This is a genomic window from Hydrogenophaga pseudoflava (genome assembly GCF_004353865.1).
GTDB classification, from domain to species: Bacteria; Pseudomonadota; Gammaproteobacteria; order Burkholderiales; family Burkholderiaceae_C; genus Hydrogenophaga; species Hydrogenophaga pseudoflava.
In genome coordinates this window covers 1,177,181-1,203,322 of the sequence record NZ_CP037867.1, presented here as the reverse complement: position 1 = coordinate 1,203,322, position 26,142 = coordinate 1,177,181, and the positions used below count along the sequence as shown (strand labels likewise).

The window sequence follows — 26,142 nt, the reverse complement described above, 5'->3', positions numbered from 1 at the left end:
TAGCCGTCTATTGTCTCACTTTGACCCTTGATTGCCCAAATGTTGGGCAGCGGCACTCAGAGGGCCCGCGTGTTGAAGGTGTCGCAGGCCTGCACGCTGCCGGTTTCCAGCCCCTTGTGGAACCAGCGCTGGCGCTGTTCGCTGGTGCCGTGGGTGAAGCTGTCCGGGACCACCTGCCCCTGGCTCTTGCGCTGCAGGGCATCGTCGCCGATGGCGGCCGCCGCATTCAGCGCTTCCTCGACATCGCCGGGTTCCAGGATCGCCTTGCTCTTGTGGTTGTGATGCGCCCATATGCCGGCAAAACAGTCGGCCTGCAGTTCCAGCCGCACCGACAGCGCGTTGTATTCGCGCTCGCTGACACGGCGCCGGGCCTGCTCCATCTTTTCCGTCAGGCCCATCTGGTTCTGCACGTGGTGCCCCACCTCGTGCGCGATCACATAGGCTTGGGCAAAGTCGCCCGGCGCACCGAGCTGGCGTCGCAGAGTGTCGTAGAAGCTCAGGTCGATGTAGACCTTCTGGTCGCCCGGGCAGTAGAACGGGCCCATGGCGGACTGCCCCGTCCCGCAGGCCGTGGGTGTCGCGCCCCGGAACAGCACCAGCCGGGGCTGCTGGTACTGGGCACCACCCTGCTGGAACATGGCGGTCCAGACATCCTCGGTGCCAGCCAGCACGGAGGAGACGAAGCGCCCCATCTCATCGTCCGGCCTGTCGGTGCTCCCCGCCGGTACCGTCTGAGCAGGGCCGGACACCAGCTCACCCCCGTCGCCCAGCGCCCCCAGGATGGTCAGCGGGTTGATACCGAAGATCCAGCCCGCGATCAGCGCGATCACGATGGTGCCGAAGCCGATGCCACGTCCGCCCACACGGCGCGGGGCACCGCCGCCAAACATGCCGCCTCCCGGCTGGTTGCGGCGGTCCTCGATGTTGTCCGACTGGCGGTTGTTTTCCCATTTCATGCACTGCTCCTCGGGCCGCCTGCGGCGGGGCCATCGCCACATTATGCAAACGAAAGCAGCAATAAAAAGCGCTGCCGAGGCAGCGCTTGAGAAAGTACCGGGGCTGAGGATTTCAGGCCACAGCCGGCTTGAAATCGCTGGTCGGGCGGCCCTGGAAATCGGTCCAGCAGCGGCGCGTGAAGTCGTAGAGCTTGCACTTGCGCGCGGTCTCGAAGTACCAGCGCCAGGAGAAGCGCTGGATGATGATGCGGCCGGGCAGCGTGTCCTCCAGCAGCTTCTGGGCGTTCTTGAGCTTGTACAGCGGCACGCTCATGTCCACATGGTGCGCCGTGTGTTCCATGATGTGGTGCATCAGCGCGCCGATCTTCATCGGGAAGGTCAGATGCACGGTGGTGGACACAAAGGGCGCGGCCTTGGCCCAGGCGTGCTTGTCGTCGTGCCACTGCACCGCCGTGTGGGTGTGGTGCACGTAGACCACGAAGCCGATCATCGCGTTCCAGAACAGGAACGGGATGACAAAACCGTAGCCCACCAGGGCCCAGGCGGACTGTTCGGTGGCGTAGGCGGCACCGATCAGTGCGGCGATCCACAGCGCGGCGTAGACGGTCACGAACACGCCGTCGCGCGTGAATTCGGGGCGGCTGGTGCCCATGTAGGTCTTGCGCGGGAAATACATGCGGTTCCACCACATCTCGACCAGGTAGTACAGCGCCGGACCCCAGCCGCTGCGGTAGATGCGCTCCATGAAGCGGCGGCCCGGCGTCAGGCCTTCAAACTCTTCCTTGGTCAGCGGGGCCCAGACAAAGTCGACGCCCTTGAGGTTGGTGTAGCCGTGGTGCACCACGTTGTGGCCGACTTCCCACAGGCTGTAGGGGGTGAGCGAGGGCACCATGGCAATGCGGCCCAGGATGCGGTTCAGGCCCCGGTGCGGCGTGTAGCTCTGGTGGCAGGCGTCGTGGCCGATGATGAACAGGCGCCCGATCACGAAGCCCGCGGCCAGGCCGCACAGCAGCTTGGCCCACCAGGCGTCCAGCAGCACCGTGCCGACGATGAGCGCCAGGAAGACCGCCCAGTCGACGGCCAGCAGAACGATGCCCATGGCCGTGCGCTGCTCGGCGATCGGCGTCAGCCAGCCCCGGATCACCTTGCGGTGAGGCAGGGGCTGCCCGAGGGGAATCGGTTCAGGCGAAGAAGCGGCGGAGGTGGATTCGGACATGCTGGTCGAGAAAAGCGGGCGCCCGGCAGACGGGCATCATTTGGAAGGGCAATTTCGCACCGGATTGGGGTGGAATCGGACAAACCTCTTGATTTTATCGGGCAGCGATGAAACCTGCCTGACAAAAGTCAAGCCGAAAATATGGGTTTTTCCGTCTAGAGAACGCCGTCTCAGGTTTTGGGCAAGGTCACGCCCACTTGCCCCTGGTACTTGCCGCCCCGGTCCTTGTAGCTGGTCTCGCAGACCTCATCGCTCTCGAAGAACAGCACCTGGGCACAGCCCTCACCAGCGTAGATCTTGGCGGGCAGGGGCGTGGTGTTGGAGAACTCCAGCGTCACATAGCCTTCCCACTCGGGCTCGAAGGGCGTGACGTTGACGATGATCCCGCACCGGGCATAGGTGCTCTTGCCCAGACAGATGGTCAGCACGCTGCGCGGAATGCGGAAGTACTCCACGGTACGCGCCAGCGCAAAGCTGTTGGGCGGGATGATGCAGACATCGGAGTTGATGTCGACGAAGCTCTTCTCGTCGAAGTTCTTCGGGTCCACCACCGTGCTGTGGATGTTGGTGAAGACCTTGAATTCGGGTGCGCAGCGGATGTCGTAGCCGTAGCTGCTGGTGCCATAGCTGACGATCTTCTGGCCCGCGGCGTTCTGCCGGATCTGGCCCGGCTCGAAAGGCTCGATCATGCCGTGCTGCTCGGCCATGCGGCGGATCCATTTGTCGCTCTTGATGCTCATGCTGCGTGCTCCGGAGGTAAGCCGCAGATTGTAAGGATCACGCCGTCACGGTCTTTGCGACAAGGCGGTCGTCGCCCAGCACGATCAGCGCAAACAGCAGCTCATCCAGTGAATCGGCCTGTGCCGTCTTGCGCTCCAGCAGCGGCGTGGCCTTCGGATCCAGCACCACGAAATCGGCTTCATGACCCGGGGTGAGGTTGCCCACCACCCCCTCCAGGCCCAGTGCGCGCGCAGCGCCGGCCGTGTGCTGCCACCAGAGCTGGCCGGGCGTCAGGCTCAGGCCCGGCTTGGTATGGCCCTCGCGCCCCACGTAGTAGGCCGCCAGCATGGTGTGGAAGGGCGAGAAGCTGGTGCCACCACCGACATCGCTGGCAAGGCCGTAGCGCATGCCGGCCGCGTCGGCGGCGGCGTAGTCGAAGAAGCCGCTGCCCAGGAACAGGTTGCTGGTGGGGCTGACGGCCGCCGCCGCACCGGTCTCGCGCATGAGGATGCGGTCGTGAGCGTCCAGGTGGATGCAGTGGGCATAGACCGCACGATCGCGCAGCAGGCCGAAGTCGCCGTACACCCCCAGGTAGCTGCGGGCCTGCGGATACAGCTCGGCCACCCATTTCACTTCGTCGCGGTTCTCCGCCACATGCGACTGGATCCACACATCGCTGTATGTCGCCGCCAGCTCGCCGGCACCGCGCAGCTGCGCGTCGCTGCTGGTGGGGGCGAAGCGCGGGGTGATGGCGTAGCCCAGGCGGTCGACACCGTGCCAGCGCCGGATCAGTGCCTCGGTGTCGGCCAGGCTCTGCCCGGTCTGGTCGCGCACACCGTCGGGGCTGTGGCGGTCCTGCAGCACCTTGCCGGTGATGAAGCGCAGACCGCGCGCCTGGGCGGCTTCGAAGGCGGCGTCCACCGAGACCGGGTGCGAAGTGGCAAACGTCAGCGCGGTGGTCACACCATGGCGCGCCAGTTCGTCGAAGAAAAACTCGGCCACGCCACGGGCATAGGCCTTGTCGGCAAAACGGCTCTCGTGCGGGAAGGTGTAGTTCTCGAGCCAGGGCAGCAGGCCGGAGGCCGGTGCACCGATCACGTCGGTCTGCGGGTAGTGCACGTGCAGGTCGATGAAACCGGGCGCGATCAGGTGGCCGCGCAGGTCTTCAACAGCGACACCGGCCAAGCGGTCGATGAGTGCGTCGTGGCTGCCCGCGGCGCGCACCACCTTGCGACCGGAAGCATCGGGGCCGACGACCAGCAGGCCGTCGCTGTCGTAGAGCGGCAGGCCTTGGTCATCGAATCTCAGGAGGGCGGCACGGTAGGCTTTCATCGCCCCCGGAGCTTAGCGGCTCCAGGGACCGGCAGCATAGCGCCTGCCACATAGTCACCATTTGGCGGCGCGGGTCATCGCGGCAGCTTCGTGGCCACACCCTCGACCAGCCAGTTCATGCCCAGGATGGCGCCATCGTCCAGCGACTGGCCGGCGGCGATCATGGTCTTGCCCTCGTTGTCCTTCACACCCGTCTTGCCCCCAGCGAATACCGTCAGCCGGCCGTTGGCCATGTCTTTCTGACGCGCCAGCACCTCGGCCTGCACGGCGGCCGGCACCTTGCTGCCGAAGCTGTCGACGCGGATCATGCCCTCGCGCACACCGCCCCAGACCTGTGCGCTCTTCCAGCTGCCGTCCAGCACGGCCTTGACGCGGCGGGTGTAGTAGTCGCCCCACTGGTGGGTGACGGCAGCGACCTGCGCGTCCGGTGCGACCTTGCGCATGTCGGAGTGGTAGGCCACGGCCAGCTTGCCGCGCTCCTGCGCGGCCACCATCACCGCATTGGAGCCGGTGTGGAAGGCCAGTACCTCGGCGCCCTGGTTCATCAGGCTCATGGCCGCGTCGCGCTCACGCGGCGGGTTGAACCACTCACCGAGGAACACGACACGCACCGTGGCCTGGGGATTCACCGAACGCATGCCCAGGGTGAAGGCGTTGATGCCCTGCAGCACCTCGGGAATCGGGAACCCCGCCACGTAGCCGGCCTGCGTGGCCATCCGGCCGGCGGCGATGCCGGCGAGGTAGCGGCCTTCGTAGTAGCGCGCATTGGACGTCGCCACGTTGGGCGCAGTCTTGTAGCCGGTGACCGATTCGAACTTCACGTTCGGGAACTCCCGCGCGACCTTAAGCGTGGGCTCCATGTAGCCGAAGCTGGGTGTGAAGATGATCTGGTGGCCCTGCATGGCCAGGTCGCGGATCACACGCTCGGCGTCCGGGCCCTCGGCCACGTTCTCGACGTAGCTGGTCTTGACCTGGCCGGGCAGCGCGGCCTCCACGGCCAGGCGGCCCTGATCGTGCTGGCGCACCCAGCCGGCGTCGGACAGCGGCGCGACGTAGACAAACGCGGCCTTGACCGGTGCCGTGGACTGGGAAAAAGCGGGGGAGAAAAAACAGGCGGCCGCGAGCGCGGCAGCGAGGTTTTTGTACATGGTGGTCCTCTACATGGCTTCCGTGAGACAAAAAAAACGAGCCGGGGAAGCACCGGCTCGCTGGAACATGATTTTACCGGTGTGCTGCCAGCCCCGGGTCGGACCGTGGCGGTCCGAGGTCGTACAGGTAGGCCGTGGTGCCGGGTGTGTCCAGTTGTTCGATCAGCGCTCCCCGGCGGTCCGCGTGGTCGAGGATGAAACGCTGCTCGTTGACCCTGACACGCGGCCGGCAGTGGTTGCAGTTGTGGCTGAAGACGAACCAGGTCCGGCCCGCGCCCAGCGCACGATCGACCTCGCTCAGGTAGAGCTCGGGCTGCCAGCGGTGAAAGGTCCCTTCCACAAACTCGCCGGGGCCGAACCCGTACCGCGCTGCGTAGAAGGAGAACGCGGGCACTGCGCCGTAGTACACATAGATCTGGTCACCGGCGCGCCGGTGGGCAGCCACCTCCTTCATCAACGGCTTGATTTCCTCCATCACCGGGTGGTCTCGCAGATGCTGCCGGTCAAGGTCAACGGCATGGAACAGCAGCAGACTGGCCAGTCCGAGGTACACGCTGCCTGCCAGCCCCGGGTGCCAGTCGCGCAGCCATTGACGGCAGCGCTCCACCCCTTCGGCCAGCGCCAGGGCAGCGGCGGGCATCATGAACAGCAGGAACCGCCCGTGGAACGGATAGCGCGACAGCGCCGAGGCGACCAGCGTGGCCACCAGCGTGAGCACCATGGCCAGGGCCAGGGGCCGTCGGCGCACCCAGAGCGACGCGATCCCAAGCAGCAGCAGCACCGACGGAAGCACTCCCGCATGCATGGAGAACAGATGGTTCAGAACGCCCGACAGGCTGGCGCGGTACCAGCCCCAGTGCGACCAGGGCGGCAGCGGCGCGAAGCTGCGGCGCCAGAAGTCGATGAGGGACGGGTTGGCCGCCACATGACGAAGGTGCAGCAGGTACAGCACCACGAAGCTGATCGCCCAGGCGGCGGCCACGCCGCCCCAGGAGCGGAGAAACGACGGGGCGCGCAGCTCGCGCCAGTGCAGCAACACCACCGCGCCGCCCAGCCCGGCCAGCACGAACACCGACGGATGGGAAAACCACACCGCCAGCGCACCGGACAGGGCCAGCCGTGTGCGCGCCCGCGACTCGGCTGGCTGCTTCAGTGCCTCGCCGAAACACCACATCAGATACGCCGCCACCAGCGCATCCAGCGAGTACTGCTTGAGTTCGCTGCTGTAGCGCACATGCTCCGGCGCCAGCGCCACCAGCGCCAGGGCCAACCAGGCGAAGGGCCTGCTGCCGTCCTGGCGCGCCAGCAGGAACACCATCGGCAGCAGGGCCAGACCGGCCAGGAGAGGGACCACCCGCAACAGGTCGTCGGAGCCACCCAGCAGGTGGTGAATCAGCCACTGGAGCAGAAGGAATCCGAGTGGTGCGGCCTGGTCGTACAGCAGCGGCTGCACCAGCCCGAGCAGGCTCTGGCGCTGGATGTTCACCCCCAGCATCGCCTCGTCGAGCCAGAGGGAACGCCCGGGCGCAAAGTAGTCCAGCCTGAGGAACAGGGCCCAGGCCAGCACGGCCAGCACAGGCAACCATTGCCACGGCAGCCCCGTCTTGCGAATCGTCACCGCCCCACTCCTTCGCCAAACGAATGGGCGAAATTGTGGGTCGCGACACTTTGGAAACGCTTAAGGCGGCCTCAGCCCACAGCGCACGCGGCGATGCGGTCGAACATCTCACTCCGGCGCTGCTCGGAGACAAAGCTGGCCTCCACGCTGTTGCGCGCCAACTGGACCACGTCCTCGCGACTGAGGTCCAGGGCCTGCACGGTCTGTTCGAAATTGGCGTTCATGTAGCCGCCGAAGTAGGCCGGATCGTCCGAATTGACCGTCGCGCACAGGCCGGCGTCCAGCATCTTTTTCAGCGGGTGGTCGCGCAGGTCCTTCACCACGCAGAGCTTGACGTTGGACAGGGGACACACCGTCAGCGGCATCCGGGTGTGGGCCAGCTCGGCCATGAGCAGCGGGTCCTGCAGCGCCGCCACGCCGTGGTCGATGCGCTGCACCTTCAGCAGGTCGATGGCCTGCCACATGTACTCGGGCGGCCCCTCCTCGCCCGCGTGGGCCACGAGCTTCAGGCCCAGTTCGCGGCAGCGCGCGAACACACGCTCGAATTTCTCGGGCGGGTGCCCGACTTCGCTCGAATCCAGCCCGACGCCGATGAAGTGCCCGCGGTACGGCAGCGCCGCCTCCAGCGTGGCGAAGGCGTCTTCCTCGCTGAGATGGCGCAGGAAGCACAGGATCAGCGCCGAGCTGATGCCCAGCTCGGATTCCGCACGTTTGCAGGCACCAGACAGACCCTCGATCACCGACGCCATGGGCACGCCGCGCGCGGTGTGGGTCTGGGGGTCGAAGAACAGTTCGGTGTGGACGACGTTGTCGGCCTTGGCGCGCAGGAAGTAGGCCCAGGCCATGTCGTGGAAGTCCTGCGGCTTCAGCAGCACGCTGGCACCCGCGTAGTAGATGTCCAGGAAGCTCTGCAGGTCGGTGAAGGCGTAGGCCGCGCGCAGCGCCTCCACGCTGGGGTAGGCCAGCGGCACGCCGTTGCGCTGCGCGAGGGCAAAGATCAGTTCGGGTTCGAGCGAACCTTCGATGTGGATGTGCAGTTCGGCCTTGGGGATGGCACGGGCGAGTTCGATGGCGTTCATGGGGTCCTTTCGGTTCAGCACACACCCAGCGAGACGCCGGTGCGGGCCAGGTAACGGCGGTAGGCGCTGGACATGCGGTCGGCGGGGCCATGCACTTCGGGGATGGCGCCGTCCTTGCCGATGGGCAGGCGCCGGGGCTGCTGCGATTCGACGATGGGCTTGTCCTGCGCGAACACCGCGTCCTGGAAGGCGCGCAGCTCTTCGTCGTCGCTCAGGTCGCCCAGCGTGGCCATGGCGAACCAGGCGGTGCAGGCTTCCGGTCCGTCGGGGCGGATGAACAGTGCGATGGCATTGCTGACCGGGTCGCCCTCGGCCGCGTCCTTGCGCAGGATGGCCGCGAAGGGGTGTGGCACCTCGTAGCGGTAGGCCACCCAGCCGCCCTCTTCCGCGCCTGCGTAGCCCCTGGGCTGCCAGGCCTTGCATTCGCGCGCATGCACACCATCGGCGTCCTCGTCCACCCGGCCAGTGTCCACCTGCGCGTGGCTGCGCGCACCCAGCCAGCCTTCGTGCACGAAGCCGAAGTGGCTCAGGTCCAGGAAGTTCTCCACCAGCCGCGGCGCGCTGGTCTCCACCGCGTAGGGTCCGCAGACCACCTGCCGCCACAGGGGATCGTCCCAGGGCTCGAACGCGGGCGGCTGCGCCAGCGAGGCGGGCAGCTGCGAGAGGTCGGGCCGCTCCAGCCGCACCCACACCAGGCCATGGCGCTCCTGCGCCTCGAACACCTGGGCGCAGTGCGCGGCGGGAGGCTCGAAGGCGGGGGCCGCCGGCACATGCACGCAGCGCCCAACGGACACCGGCGCACCGTGGTGGCCCTGCGACGCGGCGCCGTCGCCCGCGAACTGCCAGCCGTGGTAGGGGCACTCCAGCCGCGCGCCGTGCAGGTGGGTGAGCACCCGCCCCAGCGACAGCTTCGCACCCCGGTGCGGGCAGCGGTCGGCCCAGGCGTGCACCACGCCGTGCGGTCCCTCGTGGCCGTGCTCGCGCCACAGGACGACGTCCTGCCCCAGCAGCGAGACCGACTGCGGCGCATCGCGCAGATGGATGCCGGCGATGACCGGGTGCCAGAGTTGTCTTTCGATCATGTGGTTCCTTGAAACAGAAAAGGCCGCCCGAAGGCGGCCTTTGTTCGGGCTGTCAGCAAAGTTCCGAACTCAGTTCGGGAGCTTCCCCTCGACGCCCTTGACGTAGAACTTGATGCCACCGAGGAAAGCATCGTCGGCCACAGCGTCCTTGGCCAGCACTTCCTTGCCGTCCTGACCCACGATCGGGCCCTTCCAGATGGAGAAGGAACCGTCCTTCAGGCCGGCCTTGATGGTGTCGATCTTGGCCTTGGTTTCGGCCGGCACGTCTTCGGCGATGGAGACCATGTCGATCGCGCCTTCCTTGTGGCCCCACCACACGCCACCGGTGGCCCAGGTGCCTTCCAGCGCGTCCTTGACGGACTTGATGTAGTACGGCCCCCAGTTGATGACGGCCGAACCCAGGTGGGCCTTGGGACCGTAGGCGGTCATGTCGGAGTCCCAGCCGAAGGCGCGCTTGCCCATCTTCTCGGCGGTCTGCAGCACGGCCGACGAGTCGGTGTTCTGCATCAGCACGTCGGCGCCACCGTTGATCAGCGAGGTGGCTGCTTCGGTTTCCTTCGGCGGATCGAACCAGCCGTTCACCCAGACCACCTTGGTCTTGACCTTGGGGTTCACCGACTGCGCGCCCAGGGTGAAGCTGTTGATGTTGCGGATCACCTCGGGAATTGGGATCGAGGCCACGACGCCCAGGGTATTGGACTTGGTCATGGAACCGGCGATCACACCCGCCATGTAGGCGCCTTCGTAGGTGCGGCTGTCGTAGGTGCGCAGGTTCTCGGCCGTCTTGTAGCCGGTGGCGTGCTCGAACTTCACGTCCTTGAAGTCGGGTGCGACCTTGAGCATGGGCTCCATGTAGCCGAAAGTGGTGCCGAAGATCAGCTTGTTGCCCTGGCTGGCCAGGTCGCGGATCACGCGCTCGGCGTCGGCGCTCTCGGGCACGTTCTCGACGAAGCTGGTCACGATCTTGTCGCCGAACTCGGCTTCGAGGGCCTTGCGGCCGTTGTCGTGGGCGAAGGTCCAGCCGCCGTCACCGACGGGACCGACGTAGGCGAAGGCGACCTTCAGCGGCTCGGCCTTGGGTGCCTCCGCGGCGGCCGGGGCCGGTGCGGGCGCAGCCGCCGGCGCGGCCGCCTCTTCCTTCTTGCCGCAGCCGATCAGGGCCGCGCTGGCCACAGCCGTCAGGGCCGCCAGCTTGATCAGGGAACGCTTGTTCAGGTCGGTCATGGAAACCTCTTGGTGGGTTGGGAGTGAAATGAAACGAACAGTGAATGATTATGAACCGGCACCAGCTCAGGAGCCCGGGTAAAACGGCTTGCCGATCGACGCCGGCATGTTCACGCGGATCCAGGTCGGGTTGCGCGAGATCAGGACCAGCACGACGATGGTGGCGAGGTAGGGCATCATGGTCAGGAACTGGCTCGGCACATTGACGCCCATGCCCTGCAGGTGGAACTGCAGCATGGTCACGCCACCGAACAGGTAGGCCCCAAGCAACACGCGTGCCGGGCGCCAGGTGGCAAAGGTGGTCAGGGCCAGCGCGATCCAGCCCTTGCCGGCGATCATGCCCTCCACCCACAGCGGGGTGTAGACGGTCGACACGTAGGCGCCGGCCAGACCGCACAGCGCGCCGCCGGCCATCACGGCCAGCAGGCGGATGCGGCGCACCGGGTAACCCAGCGCGTGCGCCGATTCGGGGCTCTCGCCCACGCTGCGCAGCACCAGACCGGCGCGCGTGCGGAACAGGAACCAGATCAGCCCGAAGACCAGGCCCACGCAGACGTAGACCATGGGGTGGTGCCGGAACAGCGCGCTGCCGATGAAGGGGATGTCGGCCAGCAGGGGGATCGCGAAGGTCGATTGCTCGGGCAACTTTTCCTGCACGTAGGACGTGCCGGCGAAGGCCGAGAAGCCGGCCCCGAACAGCGACAGCGCGAGCCCGGTGGCGTACTGGTTGGTGTTGAGCCAGATCACCAGCCCGCCGAAGATGGCCGCCAGCAACGCGCCCGCGGCCATGCCGGCGGCGAAGCCGGCCACCGTGCTGCCGGTGTGCACCACGGTGGCAAAGCCGGCCAGAGCGGCGCAGAGCATCATGCCTTCTGCCCCCAGGTTGACGATGCCGGCCTTTTCGTTGATCAGCAGGCCCAGCGAAGCGATGGCCAGCACGGTGCCGGCATTGAGCGAGGCAGCGATGAGGAGTGCGGTGGATTCCATGTCAGCGACTCCTTATTTCTTCCACACGACGCGGTAGGCAATCAACGTGTCGCAGGCCAGCAGCGCGAACAGCAGCAGACCCTGGAACACGCCGGTGATGGACTTGGGCAGGCCCAGGCGCGATTGCGCGAGCTCCCCGCCGATGTAGAACATGCTCATCAGGATGGCCGAGAACACGATGCCCACCGGGTGCAGGCGGCCGACGAAGGCCACGATGATGGCCGCGAAGCCGTATCCCGCCGGCACATAGGGCGTGAGCTGTCCGATGGGACCGGCCACCTCCAGCGCCCCCGCCAGCCCGGCCATGCCACCGGAGGTGAGCAGCGCGATCCACAGCGCCTTGCGCGAGGAGAAGCCCGCGTAGCGCGCCGCCGCCGGCGCCAGACCGCCCACCTGCTGGGCAAAGCCCGAGTAGGTGCGGAACAGGAACACCCAGACCGCCGCCACTCCGGCGAGCGCCAGCAGCAGGCCCACGTTCACCCGCGAGCCCTGCATGAGCTTGGGGATCTGCGTGACCGACTCGAAGGTCTTGGTCTGCGGGAAGTTGTAGCCCATGGGGTCTTTCCAGGGGCCATAGACCAGGTAGTTGAGCACTTGTATGGCCACATAGACCAGCATCAGGCTGACCAGGATCTCGTTCGCGTTGAAGCGGTCGCGCAGCAGCGCCGTGATGCCGGCCCACAACATGCCGCCGACGATGCCCGCCACGATGATGGCCGGCACGATCCAGCCGCCGGTGGTCTTGTCGGCGGTCAGCGCCACGCCAGCCGCGAAGATGGCGCCGATCAGGTACTGGCCCTCGGCGCCGATGTTCCAGACATTCGAGCGGAAACAGACGGCCAGCCCGAGCGCGATGATCAGCAGCGGCGTGGCCTTGACCATCAGCTCGGACAGCGCGTAGGTGCTCTTGACCGGCTCCCAGAAGAACACCTGCAGCCCGCGCACCGGGTCCTTGCCCAGGGCGACGAACAGGATCACACCGATGACCACGGTGATGGCCAGCGCCAGCAGCGGCGAGGCATAGCCCCAGCGCGCCGAGGGCTGGGGACGGACTTCAAGCCGCAGCATGGGCAGACTCCTCGTTCTTGTTGTGGTGGTGTGCGGCGTCGTCCCACAGGCCCGACATCCATTCGCCGATGCGCTCGACCGTCGCGTCGGCGCGGTCGATGCTGGGCGACAGGCGCCCCTTGGCGATCACGTGCAGGCGGTCGCTGATCTCGAACAGTTCGTCCAGCTCCTCGCTGACCACCAGCACCGCGCAACCGGCGTCGCGCAGCCGGAGGATCTCGCCGCGGATCTGCGCCGAAGCGCCCACGTCCACGCCCCAGGTGGGCTGGCTGACGATGAGCAGCTTGGGCCTGGCCTCGATCTCGCGGCCGACGATGAACTTCTGCAGGTTGCCGCCCGAGAGCGACTTGGCCGCCGCGCCCGGCCCGTTGGCCTTGACCTTGTAGCGGGCGATGATGTCCTCGGCCTGCGCCTTGAGCGCGCCCAGCTTGAGCCAGCCGCCTGCGCCCACGGCGTCGCGGCGCGAGAGCAGCAGGTTCTGCGCCAGCGACAGCGTGGGCACCGCGCCACGGCCCAGGCGTTCTTCGGGCACGAAGTGCAGGCCCAGCGCCCGCCGACGGCCCGGCGGGAGGCGCGAGGCGTCCTGCCCCAGCACGCGGATGCTGCCGGCCGGTGCGCGCCTGTCTTCGCCCGAGAGCGCTTGGAGCAGCTCGCCCTGGCCGTTGCCCGACACGCCCGCGATGCCCACCACCTCACCGGCCCGCACCGTCAGCGCGATCTGGTGCAGGTGGGTGCCGAAGGGGTCGTCGCTGGCCAGCGTGAGGTTCTGCACCTGCAGCACATCGGCACCGGCGTTGAGCGCACGCGCTTCCAGCGCCGGCGGTTCGGCGCCGATCATCAGGCGAGACAGGGACGCATTGCTCTCGTTCTGCGGGTTGCACACGCCCGTGACCTGGCCGCCGCGCAGCACCGTGCAGGCGGTGCAGAGTTCGCGGATCTCGTGCAGCTTGTGGCTGATGTAGAGGATGGAACAGCCCTCGGACGCCAGCTTCCTGAGCACCACGAACAGCTTTTCCACCGCCTGCGGCGTCAGCACCGAGGTGGGTTCGTCCAGGATCAGCAGCTGCGGGCTGGTCAGCAGGGCGCGGATGATCTCGACCCGCTGCATCTCGCCCACGCTCAGGGTGTGCACCGGGCGCTTGGGGTCGATGTCCAGCCCGTATTCGGCGGCCGTGGCGTCGATGCTGGCCGTCACCTCGTTGAGCGTGAGCGACTTGTCCAGGCCGAGCCAGACGTTCTCGGCCACGGTGATGGTGTCGAACAGGCTGAAGTGCTGGAACACCATGCTGATGCCCAGCGCCCGCGCTTCCTGCGGGTTGCGGATGTGCACCGGCTTGCCGTTGAACATCACCGATCCCTCGTCGGGCTTGACCGAGCCGTAGATGATCTTCATCAGCGTGGATTTGCCGGCACCGTTTTCGCCCAGCACGGCGTGCACCTCGCCGGGGGCGACAGAAAGCGACACATTGCTGTTGGCCACCACGCCGGGGTAGCGCTTGGTGATGCCGGTCAGCTGCAGTCGGGGGGTCGTCAAGGCGATCTCCTTCTCGTTTGTGGGTGGGGTCAGGCCGCGGCGGCCTCGGGGTCGGCGCGCCGCAGCGAGGCTGCCACGGTCTTGATCTGCTCGCGCAGCCAGCGGCCCGCGCTGGAGGCGTGGGTGCGCTCGTGCCAGAGCTGGTAATACATCATTCGCGGGAACTCCACCGGGCACGGCAGCACCTGGACCGGCAGCGCGCCAACGTAGCGCTCGGCGTACTGGCGACCGGTGGTCAGCACCAGCAGGGTGCCCGCCACCATGGCCGGGATCAGGCCGAAGTGCGGGCAGCGCGCGGTGACGTTGCGCACCAGGCCCTGGCTGGCCAGGTGTTCGTCGATGAAGCCCCGGGCACCGGGGTGGGTGGGCGTGGGCGCGATGTGTTCGGCCGCCAGCCAGGCCTCGATGTCCCAGCCGCGGCGCACGGCCGGGTGGTGGTTGGCCACCAGGCAGACCACCTCGTCGCCGAACAGCCGGCCCAGGTGCAGCTCCTGCGGGGGTTTGGGCCAGTTGCCGATCACCACGTCGTAGTGGCCCTGGGCCAGGTGGGCGCGGTAGTCGGCGTCGGCCGACAGGGGATGGATGTCGATGCCGCAGTTCGGCGCGGTGGTCTTGACCTGCGTCACCAGCTGCGGCAGGAACAGCGGGTCCAGGTAGTCGCTGGCGGCCAGGCTGAAGGTCTGGCGCGCGGTGGCCGGGTCGAAGGCGCGGGCGTCGGAGAACAGCATTTCCGCGCTGCGCAGGATCTCGGCCGCCGGTTCGATCATGCGCAGCCCCGCCACCGTGGGCACCATGCTGGCGCCCGAACGCACCAGAAGCGGATCACCCGCCAGTTCGCGCAGGCGCTTGAGCGAGGCGCTGACCGCCGGCTGGTACATGCCCAGCCGCAGGGCTGCCCGCGACACGCTGCGTTCCGTCAGGACGGTGTGCAGCACGCGGATCAGGTGCAGGTCAATCTTGTCGAACATGGAGACGTATTTCATACCCGGAGCTCATGCGCGCGGATGGAGGTTCCGGCATTCTCGCCATACGCCTGAGCATATGTTGTGCCACGCCCCCCGGCGCTATGCTGAGCCGCATGAATGCAAAAAAACCCGGGCAAACCCTGAGATTCCTGCGCCGCGGCGAAGCCGTGACGGTCCACGATGTGGCGCCCGACCGCACCCTGCTGGACCTGCTGCGCGAAGACCTGCACCTGAGCGCCACCAAAGAAGGCTGTGGCGAGGGCGACTGCGGCGCCTGCACCGTGGTGCTGGGCGAGGCGGTGGACGGCCGGCTGACCTACAAGGCCATCAACAGCTGCATCCGTCTGGCGCACTCGGTGGACGGCATGGCGGTGTACACGGCCGAGGACATCGCATCGCCGTCGGGCGAGCTGCACCCCGCCCAGGAAGCCATGGTGCGCTGCCACGGCAGCCAGTGCGGTTTCTGCACGCCGGGCTTCGTGATGAGCCTGTTCGGCCTGTACCAGAACACCGGCGGCGGCCAGGGCATCACCCGCGAGCAGGCGCAGGCCGACCTCTCGGGCAACCTCTGCCGCTGCACCGGCTACCGGCCCATCCTGGACGCGGCGCAGCAGATGGGCGCCCTGCCCCTGCCCGCCGGCTGCACGGTGGACGAGGCGGCCACAGTGGCCGCTCTGCGTGAACTGAAGAAAAAGAAGCCGGCGGCGGACACGCCCTACCTGCGCCCCACCTCGCTGTCCGACCTGCTGCAGGCCCGCGCTGCGCACCCACAGGCCCAGGTGGTGGCCGGCACCACCGACGTGGGGCTGTGGGTCACCAAGATGCACAAGCGCTTCCCGCAGATCCTGGACGTGACCGCCGCGCGCGAGCTGCAGCGTGTGGAAACCTACCCGCACCACATCGCCATCGGCGCGGCCGTCACCCTGACCGACGCCTTTGCCGCGCTGGTCAAGGAGCGCCCGCACCTGCAGACCTTCAGCCAGCGCTTCGCCGGCCTGCCGGTGCGCAACTCGGGCACCCTGGGCGGCAACGTGGCCAATGGCTCGCCCATCGGCGACTCCATGCCGCTGCTGATCGCGCTCGGTGCCAGCGTGGTGCTGATGCGCTGGAAGAAGACGAAAGCCGGCGGCGAGATCGCCCACCGCGAACTGCGCCTGGAAGACCTCTACACCGGCTACCGGACGAACGTGATGCGCCCGGATGAGCTGCTGTGCTGGATCAAGGTGCCCCGGCCGACCGGGCACGCTCTGGAAAAGGTCTACAAGATCAGCAAGCGCTTCGACGACGACATCTCGGCGGTGTGTCTGGCCATCCAGATGACGGTGAAAGCCGGTGTGGTGCAGCAGGTCTCCATCGGTGCCGGCGGCGTGGCCGCCACGCCCGCCCGCGCGCGCCAGACCGAAGCCGCCCTGCTCGGCCAGGCCTGGAACGAGGACACCGTGATGGCCGCCACCGCCGCCCTGCGCGCCGAGTTCCAGCCCATCAGCGACATGCGCGCCAGCGCCGCCTACCGCCAGACGGTGCAGGGCAACCTGCTGCGCCGCTTCTGGCTGGAAAGCCAGGGGCAGCAGGCCATCAACCTCGAAAGCCTCAAGACCCTGGAGGCCCTGTCATGAACGCACCGGATCTCAAGCTCGTGGTGGACAACACGCCCGCCACCACCGCAGCCGGCGTCTCGCGCTTTCACGAAAGCGCCCGCGCCCAGGTGGCCGGCGCCGCCACCTACATCGACGACATCCCCGAGGTGCGCGGCACCCTGCACGCCGCGCCGGTGTGCTCGCCGGTGGCGCACGGGGTGCTCCGAGGCATCGACGCCTCCGCCGCCCTGGCCGTGCCCGGCGTGCATGCCTTCATCGGTCCCGACGACATCCCGGGGGACCAGATGCTCGCCGCCTTCGCCCACGACGAACCCGTCTTCGCTCAGGGCACGGTGCAGTTCCTGGGTCAGGTCGGCGGCCTGATCGTGGCCGACGACGTGATGACCGCGCGCCGCGCGGCCCGCCTGGTGAAGTGGGACATCGAGGCGCTGGAGCCGGTGCTCACGCCGCAGCAGGCGCATGCCAAGCAAAGTTATGTGCTGCCGCCGGTGCACGTGACACGCGGCGATGCGGCGGCCGCGCTGCAGAAGGCGCCGCACACGCTGGCCGGCGCGTTCGAGGTCGGCGGTCAGGAACACTTCTACCTCGAAGGCCAGATCGCCTACGTGCTGCCGCTGGAGCAGCAGCAGTGGTGGGTCTGGAGCAGCACCCAGCACCCGGGCGAGGTGCAGCACTGGGTCTCGCACGCGCTGGGCCTGTCCAACCACGCGGTCACGGTGGAATGCCGGCGCATGGGCGGTGGTTTCGGCGGCAAGGAGACGCAGGCCGGGCATCTGGCGGTGTGGGCCGCCATCGCCGCGAACAAGCTGCGCCGGCCGGTCAAGCTGCGCCTGGACCGCGACGACGACTTCATGGTCACCGGCAAGCGCCACCCGTTCGCCTACAGCTACCGCGTCGGCTTCGACGACCGCGGCCGCCTCTGCGGGCTGGAGCTGGACATGCTGGCCAACTGCGGCTTCAGCGCCGACCTCTCGGGCCCGGTGGCCGACCGCGCCATCTTCCACGCCGACAACGCCTACTTCCTCGAAGACGTCGCCATCCACTCCTACCGCTGCAAGACCAACACCCAGAGCCACACCGCCTACCGCGGCTTCGGCGGCCCGCAGGGCGTGATCGTCATCGAACGCATCATGGGCGACATCGCGCGCCACTTGGGCATCGACGCGCTGGACGTGCGGCTGGCCAACCTCTACGGCATCACCGAGCGCAACGTCACGCACTACCAGATGACGGTGGAAGACAACATCCTCGAACCGCTCATGACGCAGCTGGCGCTCACCAGCGGCTACCGCGAGCGCGCCGAGCAGATCGCGCAGTGGAACGCGAGCAGCCCGGTCATCAAACGCGGCATCTCGCTCACGCCGGTCAAGTTCGGCATCAGCTTCACCGCCACGCTGTTCAACCAGGCCGGCGCGCTGGTGCACGTCTACACCGACGGCAGCGTGCAGGTGAACCACGGCGGCACCGAGATGGGCCAGGGCCTGAACACCAAGGTCGCGGCCATCGTGGCCGACGAGCTGGGCGTGCCCTTCGAGCGCGTGCTCAGCACCGCCAGCGACACCAGCAAGGTGCCCAACGCCAGCGCCACCGCGGCCAGCAGCGGCACCGACCTGAACGGCCGCGCGGCCCAGTTCGCCGCGCGCCAGGTGCGCCAGAACCTCGCGGCCTTCGTGGCCGGGCTGGACGGCGTCGGCGCGGGCGCGGTGCGTTTCGAGAACGGGCAGGTCATCACCGAGAAGACCACACGCAGCTGGGAATCGGTGGTGGGCGCGGCCTATGCCAACCGCATCCAGCTCTGGAGCGACGGCTTCTACCGCACGCCCAAGATCCACTACGACAAGGTCACCATGCTGGGCCGGCCCTTCTACTACTTCGCCTACGGCGCGGCGGTGACCGAGGTCGCCATCGACACGCTGACCGGAGAGAGCCGCGTGCTGGCCGTGGACATCCTGCACGACGTGGGCCGCAGCATCAACCCGGCCATCGACATCGGCCAGATCGAAGGGGGCTTCGTGCAGGGCATGGGCTGGCTGACCACCGAGCAGCTGGTGTGGAATGGCAAGGGCTACCTGCAGACCCACGCACCCAGCACCTACAAGATCCCGGCCACGGGCGACATCCCCGCGCACTTCAAGGTGGACCTCTGGCCCGAACCCAACCGCGAGGACAACGTGCACGGCAGCAAGGCCGTGGGCGAGCCGCCGTTCATGCTGGCGATCAGCGTGTTCGAGGCGCTGCGCGACGCCGTGGCCCAGGCCGGCGGGCGGCCGGAGGCCATGAACGCGCCGGCCACGGCCGAAGAGGTGCTGAACAGCCTGGCCTGATCATCGCTGCCGGGTCTGGCGCCCGGCCCGCGCCCGGTCACTGCAGACGGTGTCGCCGCAGCGAGGTGGCCGGCAGTTCGCCGAAGCGCTGGCGGAACAGCCTTGCGAAGTGGCCGAAGTGGGCAAATCCCCAGTCTGCGGCGACCGACCGCACGGTGGCACCGGGCTGGGCCAGCAGCAGCTCGGCCCGCACACCCTGCAGGCGCTGTTCGCGCAGCGCCTCCATGGGCGTGCAGCCCCGGTATTCGCGGAACGCCTGGCTCAGCGACCGCACGCTGACGCCGGCCACCGCGGCCAGTTCACCCAGCGTGGGCGCATGCCGCGCGTGTTCTCGGATGTGCCGCTCCGCGGCCAGCACATGGCGCGGCGCCAGCCGGTACTCGTTCTGCACGACCGGCCGGTCCAGGTGCGCGCGCCACTGCGTGAGCAGGTGCACACCGATCATCTCCTCCAGATGCCGTCCCAGGGGACCGTCCTGCACCGCCTCGGGCAGGTGGGTGACGCACTGGCAGACGTAGTTCAGCAGCCCGATCCACGGCGAGCCCGCCCCGCCCAGGCGGAAGCTGCGCCGCCACAGGCGGTCGTCGGCCGGGCCGCCAAACCAGCGCTCGTGCAGGCGGTCCAGGGCGTCGTGTTCGAAGGTCAGGTTCACCTGCAGGTGCCCGGGGTCGAAGTCCACCCAGTAGGGGGTGCGCGAGTTGTCGACCACGAAGGCATCGCCCACCCCCGTGTCGCTGAACGCGCGCGGCGCACTCCAGTGGCGCGCCGCGCCTCTCAGCGTGGTCAGCACCATGCCGGTGCCGGCCTCGGGCGAGAAGTCCTTGATGTTCACCGGGATGCCGTACTTGAAGCGGCTGAGTGTGAAGTGGCCGATCCGGGTCGCATCGAGCACCGAGTCCGGGCGCCGGGCCTTGCCCAGCGGGGTGACGGTGTAGGGCATGTAGATCTGGTCCGACCACTGGCGGATGTCGTCCCACTCGCTGGAGGCCACCAGGCTGTGGCGCGTGCTCGGGCGCCCGTGGGCGTCGTGGACCAGCACATCGCGGATGGCGTCCATGGGGGTGTCTCCTTTGCCGCGGCTTCGCCCCGGATCAGCGGTGATGGTAGACCGCGGTCTCGAACTCCACAAACCCGGGGTAGGAGGCCGTGTCCTGGAACGGCAGGATCTGCGTGCCCCAGTAACCGCCGATGCCGTTGCGGCGGTCAATCCAGTAGTAGCAGTTGGCCAGCCCCGCCCACATCGGTGACCCGGCGGGGCGGCCGCTGGGGGTGGCTTCGCGGTTGAGCATGAAGGTGTGGCCCCAGCCCTTGTCGGTGCCGGGGAAGAACTCGCCCGTGTTGCTGAGCGAGGGAATGGAGCTGGTCCAGCCACCCGCCGACAGGCCCATGGCGGCCAGGCCGTCCTGGCACAAGGCGGCCACCGTCTCGGGCCGCAGCACGCGGCCGTGCGGCCCCGCCCCGTCGTTGAGCATCATGCGGATGAACTTCATGTACTCGCCCACCGTCCCGTACAGACCGTGCCCGCCACAGTCCATCACGGCCGGCTGGGGCAGGGCCAGATCGGGCAGCGGCGTGAGCCGGCCGTCCGCCGCACGGTCGTGGATGGTCGCGCGGCGCTGCGCCATCGATTCGTTCATGGTGAACGCGATGTCCTGCATGCCCAGCGGCTCGAACACGCGCTCGCGCATCACCTCGCCCAGGCGCCGGCCGCGCAAGTTCTCGATCACCAGGCCCGCCCAGTCCATGTTCACGCCGTAGGTCCATGCCGCGCCGGGGTCGTGCAGCAGCACGGTGCGGATCGACGGCAGCGAGCTCGACACCACGGTGGGAATGCCCCGGGCCGTGCGGAACCGCAGGTCGTCGTGGCTGAAGAACTCGTAGCCAAGGCCCGAGGTGTGCAGCATCAGGTCGTTGAGGGTGATGCGCCGCCGGGGCGCGCGCGTCCGGGGCTGGCCGTCGGCGTCGAAACCGTCCAGCACCTGCAGTTCGTCGATCTCCGGCACGTAGTGACCCGCCGGGTCGTCCAGGCGCACCAGGCCCTCCTCCACCAGCTGCATCAGGCACACGCCGGCCAGCGCCTTGGTGGTGGAAAAGAGGGCGAGCACCGTGTCGGTGGTCATGGCCCCGTCCTTGCCCAGCTCGCGCACGCCCGCCGCGCCTTCGTAGAAGTTGCGCTCGCGGCCGGTGGCCATGGCCACCACCCCCGGGGAGCCGCCGTGGCGGCCCACGTTCTGCTGCAGCACCGCGTCCAGCGCGGTGTTCATCCTGGTCGTCGTCATGTGTCTGTCTCCATCGCGCGGCTGTTCGGAGCACCCGCACCGGGCCGCGGCTCACCGGATGGCAGGTGCGACCCAGTCTAGGAAGCGGGTGGGTGAAAGCCTGTCCGGGTCCGGCAGGGGGCTGTCCGGATCTGGTGAATTGATGCCGGTGATCTGCCTACGACCTGATTGATCCGTTTTGATTGACCCGTTTTGGGTCTAACTTTGATCTTGTCGGGTCGAATTCGACCACCTAGCATCCTTCCCCAAGTGCCACCCGGCGATGGTGGTGCGTCGAAGGAGACAAGCCAGTGATCTGGAAAGAACTGAAAAGCGGCGAACGCACCGTGCTGGACCACGTGTTCTGGTCCAGCGGGATCTCGCGCGACGCGCTCGCGACGGCGTCCTCGTTCTCCAAGACCCGCGCCAACGCCGCGGTGGCCGAGCTGCTCGAACAGGGCCTGCTGGAACACACCGGCGAACAGGTGGGCACCGGCGGACGGCGCGCCGAGACCCTGCGCCTGAGCCGCAGCCTGGGCGTACTGATCGGTGTGGCCGTGGGCGCCACCGGGCTGGAGGTGGGCGTGCTCAGCCCCGACCTGACCGTGATGGCCCACCACAGCGAGCCGGCCGACGTGCGCGACGGCCCGGTGCCCATCCTCTCGCGCATCCGTGCGCTGATGCGCGAGCTGCTCACGCAGTGCGGCCTGCAGGCGCGCCAGGTCATCGCCATCGGCATCGGCCTGCCCGGCCCGGTGGATTTCGACAGCGGCCAGCTCGTGAACCCGCCGCTGATGCCGCAGTGGGACACCTATTCCATCCGGGACGACCTGGCCAGCGACTTCACCGCCCCCGTGTTCGTCGACAACGACGTCAACGTGATGGCGCTCGGAGAGCTCTGGCGCATGCAGCGCGGGCTGCAGAACTTCCTGGTGGTGAAGGTCGGCACCGGCATCGGCTGCGGCGTGGTCTGCCACGGCCAGGTCTACCGCGGCGCCAACGGCTCGGCCGGCGACGTGGGGCACATCTGCGTGGTGCCCGATGGCCCGCGCTGCCACTGCGGCAACCTGGGCTGCGTGGAGGCCATGGCCGCCGGCCCGGCCATCGCGCGCATGGCGGCCGAGGCCGCCGAGGCTGGCCAGAGCCCGCTGCTGGCGCGCCTGATCGCCGAGCGCGGCGGCCTGCGCCTGCAGGACGTGGCCGAGGCCAGCCGCGGCGGCGACCTGGCCGCCAACCAGGTGATCCAGCGTTCGGGCGCCTATGTGGGGCAGATGCTCGCCTCGGTGGTGAACTTCTTCAACCCGTCGCACGTGTTCATCGGCGGCGGCATCACGCGCGTGGGGCCGCTGTTCCTGGCCGCCGTGCGCCAGAGCGTCTACCACCGCTCGCTGGCGCTCTCCACGCGCCACCTCGAGATCCAGTACACGCCGCTGGGCGAACGCGCCGGCCTGATCGGCGCGGGCGTGCTCGCCATGCAGGAAAGCCTGCGCCGGATGGAGGTGGCCTGATGACCGCGCCCGACACCGCCGGTGTGCGCGTCGAGCTGCGCGGCATCGTCAAGCGCTTCGGCCCGGTGCAGGTGCTGCACGGCGTGGACCTGGCGTTCGAGCCCGGCCGCATCGTCGGCCTGCTGGGCGAGAACGGCGCGGGCAAGTCCACGCTCATGAAGATCCTCGCGGGCTACGAGGCGCCCAGCGAAGGCGGGATCGTGGTCAACGGCCGCGCCGTGGTGTTCGACGGACCTCGCGCGGCCGAGGCCGAAGGCATCGTGCTGATCCACCAGGAGTTCAACCTCGCCGAAGACCTCACGGTGGCGCAGAACATGTTCCTCGGCCACGAGATGCGCCGCGGCTGGTTCGTCGACGACGCGGCGATGCGGGGCATCGCGCGCGGCCTGCTCGACGACGTGGGCCTGGGCCAGGTGGACCCGGACACGCGCGTGCGCGACCTCATCGTGGCCGAGCGGCAGCTGGTCGAAATCGCCAAGGCGCTCTCGCGCAAGGCGCGCGTGCTCATCATGGACGAGCCCACCGCCACGCTGACGCCCGGCGAGACCGGTCGGCTGTTCGAGCTGGTGGCGCGGCTCCAGGCCGACGGTGTGACCATCGTCTTCATCTCGCACAAGCTCGACGAGGTGGAACGCATCACCGAGGAGGTCGTGGTGATGCGCGACGGCCGCCTGGTGGCCCGCCAGCCCACGGCCTCGCTCACGCGGGCACAGATGGCCAGCCTGATGGTGGGTCGCGAGCTGGAGGACCTCTACCCGCCCCGCCGGGCCGTGCCGGCCGACGCGCCGGTGCTGCTGTCGGTGCAGGACCTGAGCGTGCCCGGCTGGGCGCAGGACGTGAGCTTCGAGGTGCGGGCGGGCGAGGTGTTCGGCTTCGCCGGTCTGGTGGGCGCGGGCCGCACCGAGCTGTTCGAGGGCCTGCTGGGCCTGCGCGAGCGCCACGCGCGCGCGGTGTCCGTGGCTGGCAGTACGGTGCTGCCGCGCTCGCCGCGCGCCGCGGCCGAGGCCGGCCTGACCTACCTCAGCGAAGACCGCAAGGGGCGCGGGCTGCATGTGCACTTCGGGCTGCGCCAGAACCTCACGCTGATGGCGCTCGAACGCCACGCGAAGCCCTGGCTGGACCCGGCCAGTGAGCGCCAGGCGCTGGAACAGGCGGTGCGCGAGTTCGGCATCCGCTGCGGTTCGCCCGACGTGACCGCGGGCTCGCTCTCGGGCGGCAACCAGCAGAAGCTCGCGCTGGCCAAGGTGCTGCACCCCGGGCCGCGCGTGGTGGTGCTCGACGAGCCCACACGCGGCGTGGACATCGGCGCCAAGCGCGAGATCTACGCGCTCATCCGCCGTCTCGCCGACGAGGGCCGGGCCGTGGTGGTGATCTCGTCCGAACTCATGGAACTCATCGGCCTGTGCCACCGCGTCGCGGTGATGCGCGCGGGCCGCCTGCAGGCCACGCTGATGGCCGCCCAACTGAACGAACAGGAGCTGATCGCCCATGCCACCGGAACACACTGACGCCCCCTGGACGACCACGTCCGCCACCGGGTCCGGCCGCGCGCTGCGCCTGCCTGCGTTCGGCCCGCTGCTGGGCCTGGCGCTGCTGTGCATCGCGGGCACCCTGCTCAACGGCGAGTTCGCCACGCTGGACAACGCCATGAACGTGCTCACCCGCACCGCCTTCATCGGCATCATCGCGGTGGGCATGTGCTTCGTGATCATCTCGGGCGGCATCGACCTCTCGGTGGGCTCCATGGCCGCGCTGATCGCGGGCGTGACCATCCTGCTCATGAACAAGATCGCACCGCTGGGCTGGTCGCCGGTGGCGGTGGTGATGCTGGGCATGGCCACCGCGGTGCTGCTGGGCGCGCTGTTCGGCCTGGCGCACGGCCTGCTCATCACGCGCGGTCGCATCGAGCCCTTCATCGTCACGCTGGGCACGCTGGGCATCTTCCGCGCCTACCTCACCTACTTCGCAGAAGGCGGCGCGCTGGCGCTGGACGACACACTCGCCGACACCTACGGCCCGGTCTACTACGGCAGCCTGCTGGGCGTGCCGATCCCGGTGTGGGTGTTCGCGCTGGTGGCCATCGGCGGCGCGCTGCTGCTCAACCGCACGGCCTACGGCCGCTACGTGCAGGCCATCGGTTCCAACGAACAGGTGGCGCGCTACGCGGCGGTGGACGTGGACCGCACCAAGGTGCTGACCTACACCCTGCTGGGCGTGTGCGTGGGCATCGCCACCCTGCTCTACGTGCCGCGCCTGGGTTCGGCCTCGCCCACCACCGGCCTGCTGTGGGAGCTCGAAGCCATCGCCGCCGTCATCGTGGGCGGCACCGCGCTGCGCGGCGGCGCCGGCAGCATCGGCGGCACCGTGGTCGGCGCCATCCTGCTCTCGGTCATCAGCAACATCCTCAACCTCACCAGCATCATCAGCGTGTACCTCAACGCGGCGGTGCAGGGTTTCGTGATCATCGCCGTCGCATTCATGCAGCGGCGGCGTCCGTGAAGGCACGCCAAGCCTTCGCTTTTCTGTCAGCACCACCCTCAAGGAGACAAGCATGAAGAACCGCATCCGCCTGCACGCACTTGCCGCCGTGGCCGCCGTCGGCCTGGCCAGCCCGCTGCTGGCACAGGCCCAGAACAAGGTGAACCTGGGCGTGGCCATCCCGGCCGCCACCCACAGCTTCGCCGCCGGCCTGGTGTACTGGGCCAACGAGGCCAAGAAGGAGCTTGAAAAGGACCCGAACATCAAGGTCACGATCAAGACCGCCAGCGGCGCGCCCGAGCAGGCCAACCAGCTGCAGGACCTGGTCACCGCGACCAAGATCGATTCCCTGGTGGTCCTGCCCTTCGAATCGGCCGCGCTCACGCGCCCGGTGCAGCAGGTGAAGTCCAAGGGGGTGTACGTCACCGTGGTCGACCGCGGCCTGACCGACACCAGCGCACAGGACGCCTATGTGTCCGGCGACAACACCGCCTTCGGCAAGGTGCCGGCCGAGTACCTGGCCAAGGCCCTCAACGGCAAGGGCAACATCGTCGCGCTGCGCGGCATTCCGACCACCATCGACAACGAGCGCATGGACGCGTTCACCGGGGTGATGAAGAACCACCCGGGCATCAAGATCCTGGACGCCAAGCACGGCAACTGGAACCGTGACGACGCCTTCAAGGTGATGCAGGACTTCCTCACCCGCTTCAAGGCGATCGACGCCGTGTGGGCGGCCGACGACGACATGGCCTTCGGCGTGCTGCGCGCGATCGAGCAGGCCAAGCGCACCGACATCAAGATCGTCTTCGGCGGCGCCGGCGCCAAAGCCATGGTCAAGACGCTGATGGACGGCAGCAACCCGCTGATCCAGGCCAACGTGTCGTACTCGCCCAAGTTCCTCTACGAGGCGATCAAGATGACCGCGCTGGCGCGCCAGAAGGGCGAGAAGCTGCCGGCCACGACCATCGTTCCTTCGGTGTTGATCACCAAGCAGAACGCCAAGGACTTCTACTTCCCCGACAGCCCGTTCTGAGGCCGCGCCCG

At 68.3% G+C, this 26,142-nt stretch carries 21 protein-coding genes; 6 read left to right on the top strand and 15 right to left on the bottom strand.

The window, feature by feature from the left end:
* Positions 1-56: 56 nt before the first annotated feature.
* The 13 genes from ypfJ to HPF_RS05850 all read right to left on the bottom strand — a co-directional run bounded on the left by ypfJ (position 57) and on the right by HPF_RS05850 (position 14,947).
* On the bottom strand, positions 57-956 hold the full coding sequence (ypfJ, locus tag HPF_RS05910; protein WP_079364682.1) for a KPN_02809 family neutral zinc metallopeptidase: 900 nt from the start codon (positions 954-956) through the stop codon (positions 57-59).
* 112 nt (positions 957-1,068) lie between these two features.
* Positions 1,069-2,172 carry a fatty acid desaturase gene (locus tag HPF_RS05905; protein WP_127803152.1) on the bottom strand — a complete coding sequence of 368 codons (1,104 nt, stop codon included), beginning with the start codon at positions 2,170-2,172 and terminating at the stop codon, positions 1,069-1,071.
* Between the two features lie 170 nt (positions 2,173-2,342).
* The gene (gene dcd, locus HPF_RS05900; RefSeq protein ID WP_066156404.1) at positions 2,343-2,912 is read right to left on the bottom strand and encodes a dCTP deaminase; all 570 of its coding nucleotides are present in this window, start codon (positions 2,910-2,912) and stop codon (positions 2,343-2,345) included.
* A 37-nt stretch (positions 2,913-2,949) separates the two neighbouring features.
* Positions 2,950-4,224 carry a guanine deaminase gene (gene guaD / locus HPF_RS05895; protein ID WP_133156029.1) on the bottom strand — a complete coding sequence of 425 codons (1,275 nt, stop codon included), beginning with the start codon at positions 4,222-4,224 and terminating at the stop codon, positions 2,950-2,952.
* A gap of 74 nt (positions 4,225-4,298) precedes the next feature.
* On the bottom strand, positions 4,299-5,372 hold the full coding sequence (locus HPF_RS05890) for a BMP family ABC transporter substrate-binding protein (protein ID WP_133156028.1): 1,074 nt from the start codon (positions 5,370-5,372) through the stop codon (positions 4,299-4,301).
* 73 nt (positions 5,373-5,445) lie between these two features.
* Positions 5,446-6,990, bottom strand: a complete 1,545-nt coding sequence (locus HPF_RS05885) for a glycosyltransferase family 39 protein (RefSeq protein WP_133156027.1) — start codon at positions 6,988-6,990, stop codon at positions 5,446-5,448.
* Between the two features lie 71 nt (positions 6,991-7,061).
* Positions 7,062-8,069 (bottom strand): adenosine deaminase, encoded by a 1,008-nt coding sequence (locus HPF_RS05880; RefSeq protein ID WP_133156026.1) that lies wholly within the window; start codon positions 8,067-8,069, stop codon positions 7,062-7,064.
* Between the two features lie 14 nt (positions 8,070-8,083).
* Positions 8,084-9,151 carry an aromatic ring-hydroxylating oxygenase subunit alpha gene (locus HPF_RS05875; protein WP_133156025.1) on the bottom strand — a complete coding sequence of 356 codons (1,068 nt, stop codon included), beginning with the start codon at positions 9,149-9,151 and terminating at the stop codon, positions 8,084-8,086.
* 69 nt (positions 9,152-9,220) lie between these two features.
* Positions 9,221-10,375, bottom strand: coding sequence for a BMP family ABC transporter substrate-binding protein (locus HPF_RS05870; protein ID WP_133156024.1), 1,155 nt, complete (start codon positions 10,373-10,375; stop codon positions 9,221-9,223).
* Between the two features lie 66 nt (positions 10,376-10,441).
* The gene (locus tag HPF_RS05865) at positions 10,442-11,362 is read right to left on the bottom strand and encodes an ABC transporter permease (protein WP_066156381.1); all 921 of its coding nucleotides are present in this window, start codon (positions 11,360-11,362) and stop codon (positions 10,442-10,444) included.
* A gap of 12 nt (positions 11,363-11,374) precedes the next feature.
* Positions 11,375-12,430, bottom strand: a complete 1,056-nt coding sequence (locus tag HPF_RS05860; RefSeq protein ID WP_066156378.1) for an ABC transporter permease — start codon at positions 12,428-12,430, stop codon at positions 11,375-11,377.
* Entirely contained in the window at positions 12,417-13,964 is a 1,548-nt protein-coding gene (locus tag HPF_RS05855; RefSeq protein WP_207959313.1) for an ABC transporter ATP-binding protein, read from the bottom strand. Before HPF_RS05855 ends, HPF_RS05860 begins: the two co-directional genes overlap by 14 nt.
* Before the next feature lie 29 nt (positions 13,965-13,993).
* Positions 13,994-14,947, bottom strand: a complete 954-nt coding sequence (locus HPF_RS05850; protein WP_066156369.1) for a LysR family transcriptional regulator — start codon at positions 14,945-14,947, stop codon at positions 13,994-13,996.
* Positions 14,948-15,042: 95 nt separating this feature from the next.
* Here HPF_RS05850 and xdhA point away from each other — a divergent pair, with 95 nt between their 5' ends.
* Complete coding sequence (gene xdhA / locus HPF_RS05845; protein ID WP_133156023.1) at positions 15,043-16,545, top strand: xanthine dehydrogenase small subunit; 1,503 nt, start codon at positions 15,043-15,045, stop codon at positions 16,543-16,545.
* Entirely contained in the window at positions 16,542-18,851 is a 2,310-nt protein-coding gene (xdhB, locus tag HPF_RS05840; RefSeq protein ID WP_066156364.1) for a xanthine dehydrogenase molybdopterin binding subunit, read from the top strand. Before xdhA ends, xdhB begins: the two co-directional genes overlap by 4 nt.
* A gap of 37 nt (positions 18,852-18,888) precedes the next feature.
* Here xdhB and HPF_RS05835 read toward each other — a convergent pair whose 3' ends face one another.
* Together HPF_RS05835 and HPF_RS05830 are read right to left on the bottom strand one after the other, a co-directional pair.
* The gene (locus HPF_RS05835) at positions 18,889-19,908 is read right to left on the bottom strand and encodes an AraC family transcriptional regulator (protein ID WP_133156022.1); all 1,020 of its coding nucleotides are present in this window, start codon (positions 19,906-19,908) and stop codon (positions 18,889-18,891) included.
* A gap of 34 nt (positions 19,909-19,942) precedes the next feature.
* The gene (locus HPF_RS05830; protein ID WP_133156021.1) at positions 19,943-21,130 is read right to left on the bottom strand and encodes a serine hydrolase domain-containing protein; all 1,188 of its coding nucleotides are present in this window, start codon (positions 21,128-21,130) and stop codon (positions 19,943-19,945) included.
* Positions 21,131-21,420: 290 nt separating this feature from the next.
* Here HPF_RS05830 and HPF_RS05825 point away from each other — a divergent pair, with 290 nt between their 5' ends.
* Genes HPF_RS05825 through HPF_RS05810 form a run of 4 tightly spaced genes read left to right on the top strand, consistent with a single transcriptional unit; the run spans position 21,421 to position 26,131 of the window.
* Positions 21,421-22,617: an ROK family protein gene (locus HPF_RS05825; protein WP_174545247.1), complete on the top strand. Its 1,197-nt coding sequence runs from the start codon at positions 21,421-21,423 to the stop codon at positions 22,615-22,617.
* Positions 22,617-24,125, top strand: a complete 1,509-nt coding sequence (locus HPF_RS05820; protein ID WP_133156020.1) for a sugar ABC transporter ATP-binding protein — start codon at positions 22,617-22,619, stop codon at positions 24,123-24,125. The genes HPF_RS05825 and HPF_RS05820 overlap by 1 nt, the downstream gene beginning before the upstream one ends.
* The gene (locus HPF_RS05815; protein ID WP_133156019.1) at positions 24,106-25,116 is read left to right on the top strand and encodes an ABC transporter permease; all 1,011 of its coding nucleotides are present in this window, start codon (positions 24,106-24,108) and stop codon (positions 25,114-25,116) included. Before HPF_RS05820 ends, HPF_RS05815 begins: the two co-directional genes overlap by 20 nt.
* 52 nt (positions 25,117-25,168) lie before the next feature.
* The gene (locus HPF_RS05810; RefSeq protein ID WP_133156018.1) at positions 25,169-26,131 is read left to right on the top strand and encodes a substrate-binding domain-containing protein; all 963 of its coding nucleotides are present in this window, start codon (positions 25,169-25,171) and stop codon (positions 26,129-26,131) included.
* Positions 26,132-26,142: the final 11 nt, after the last annotated feature.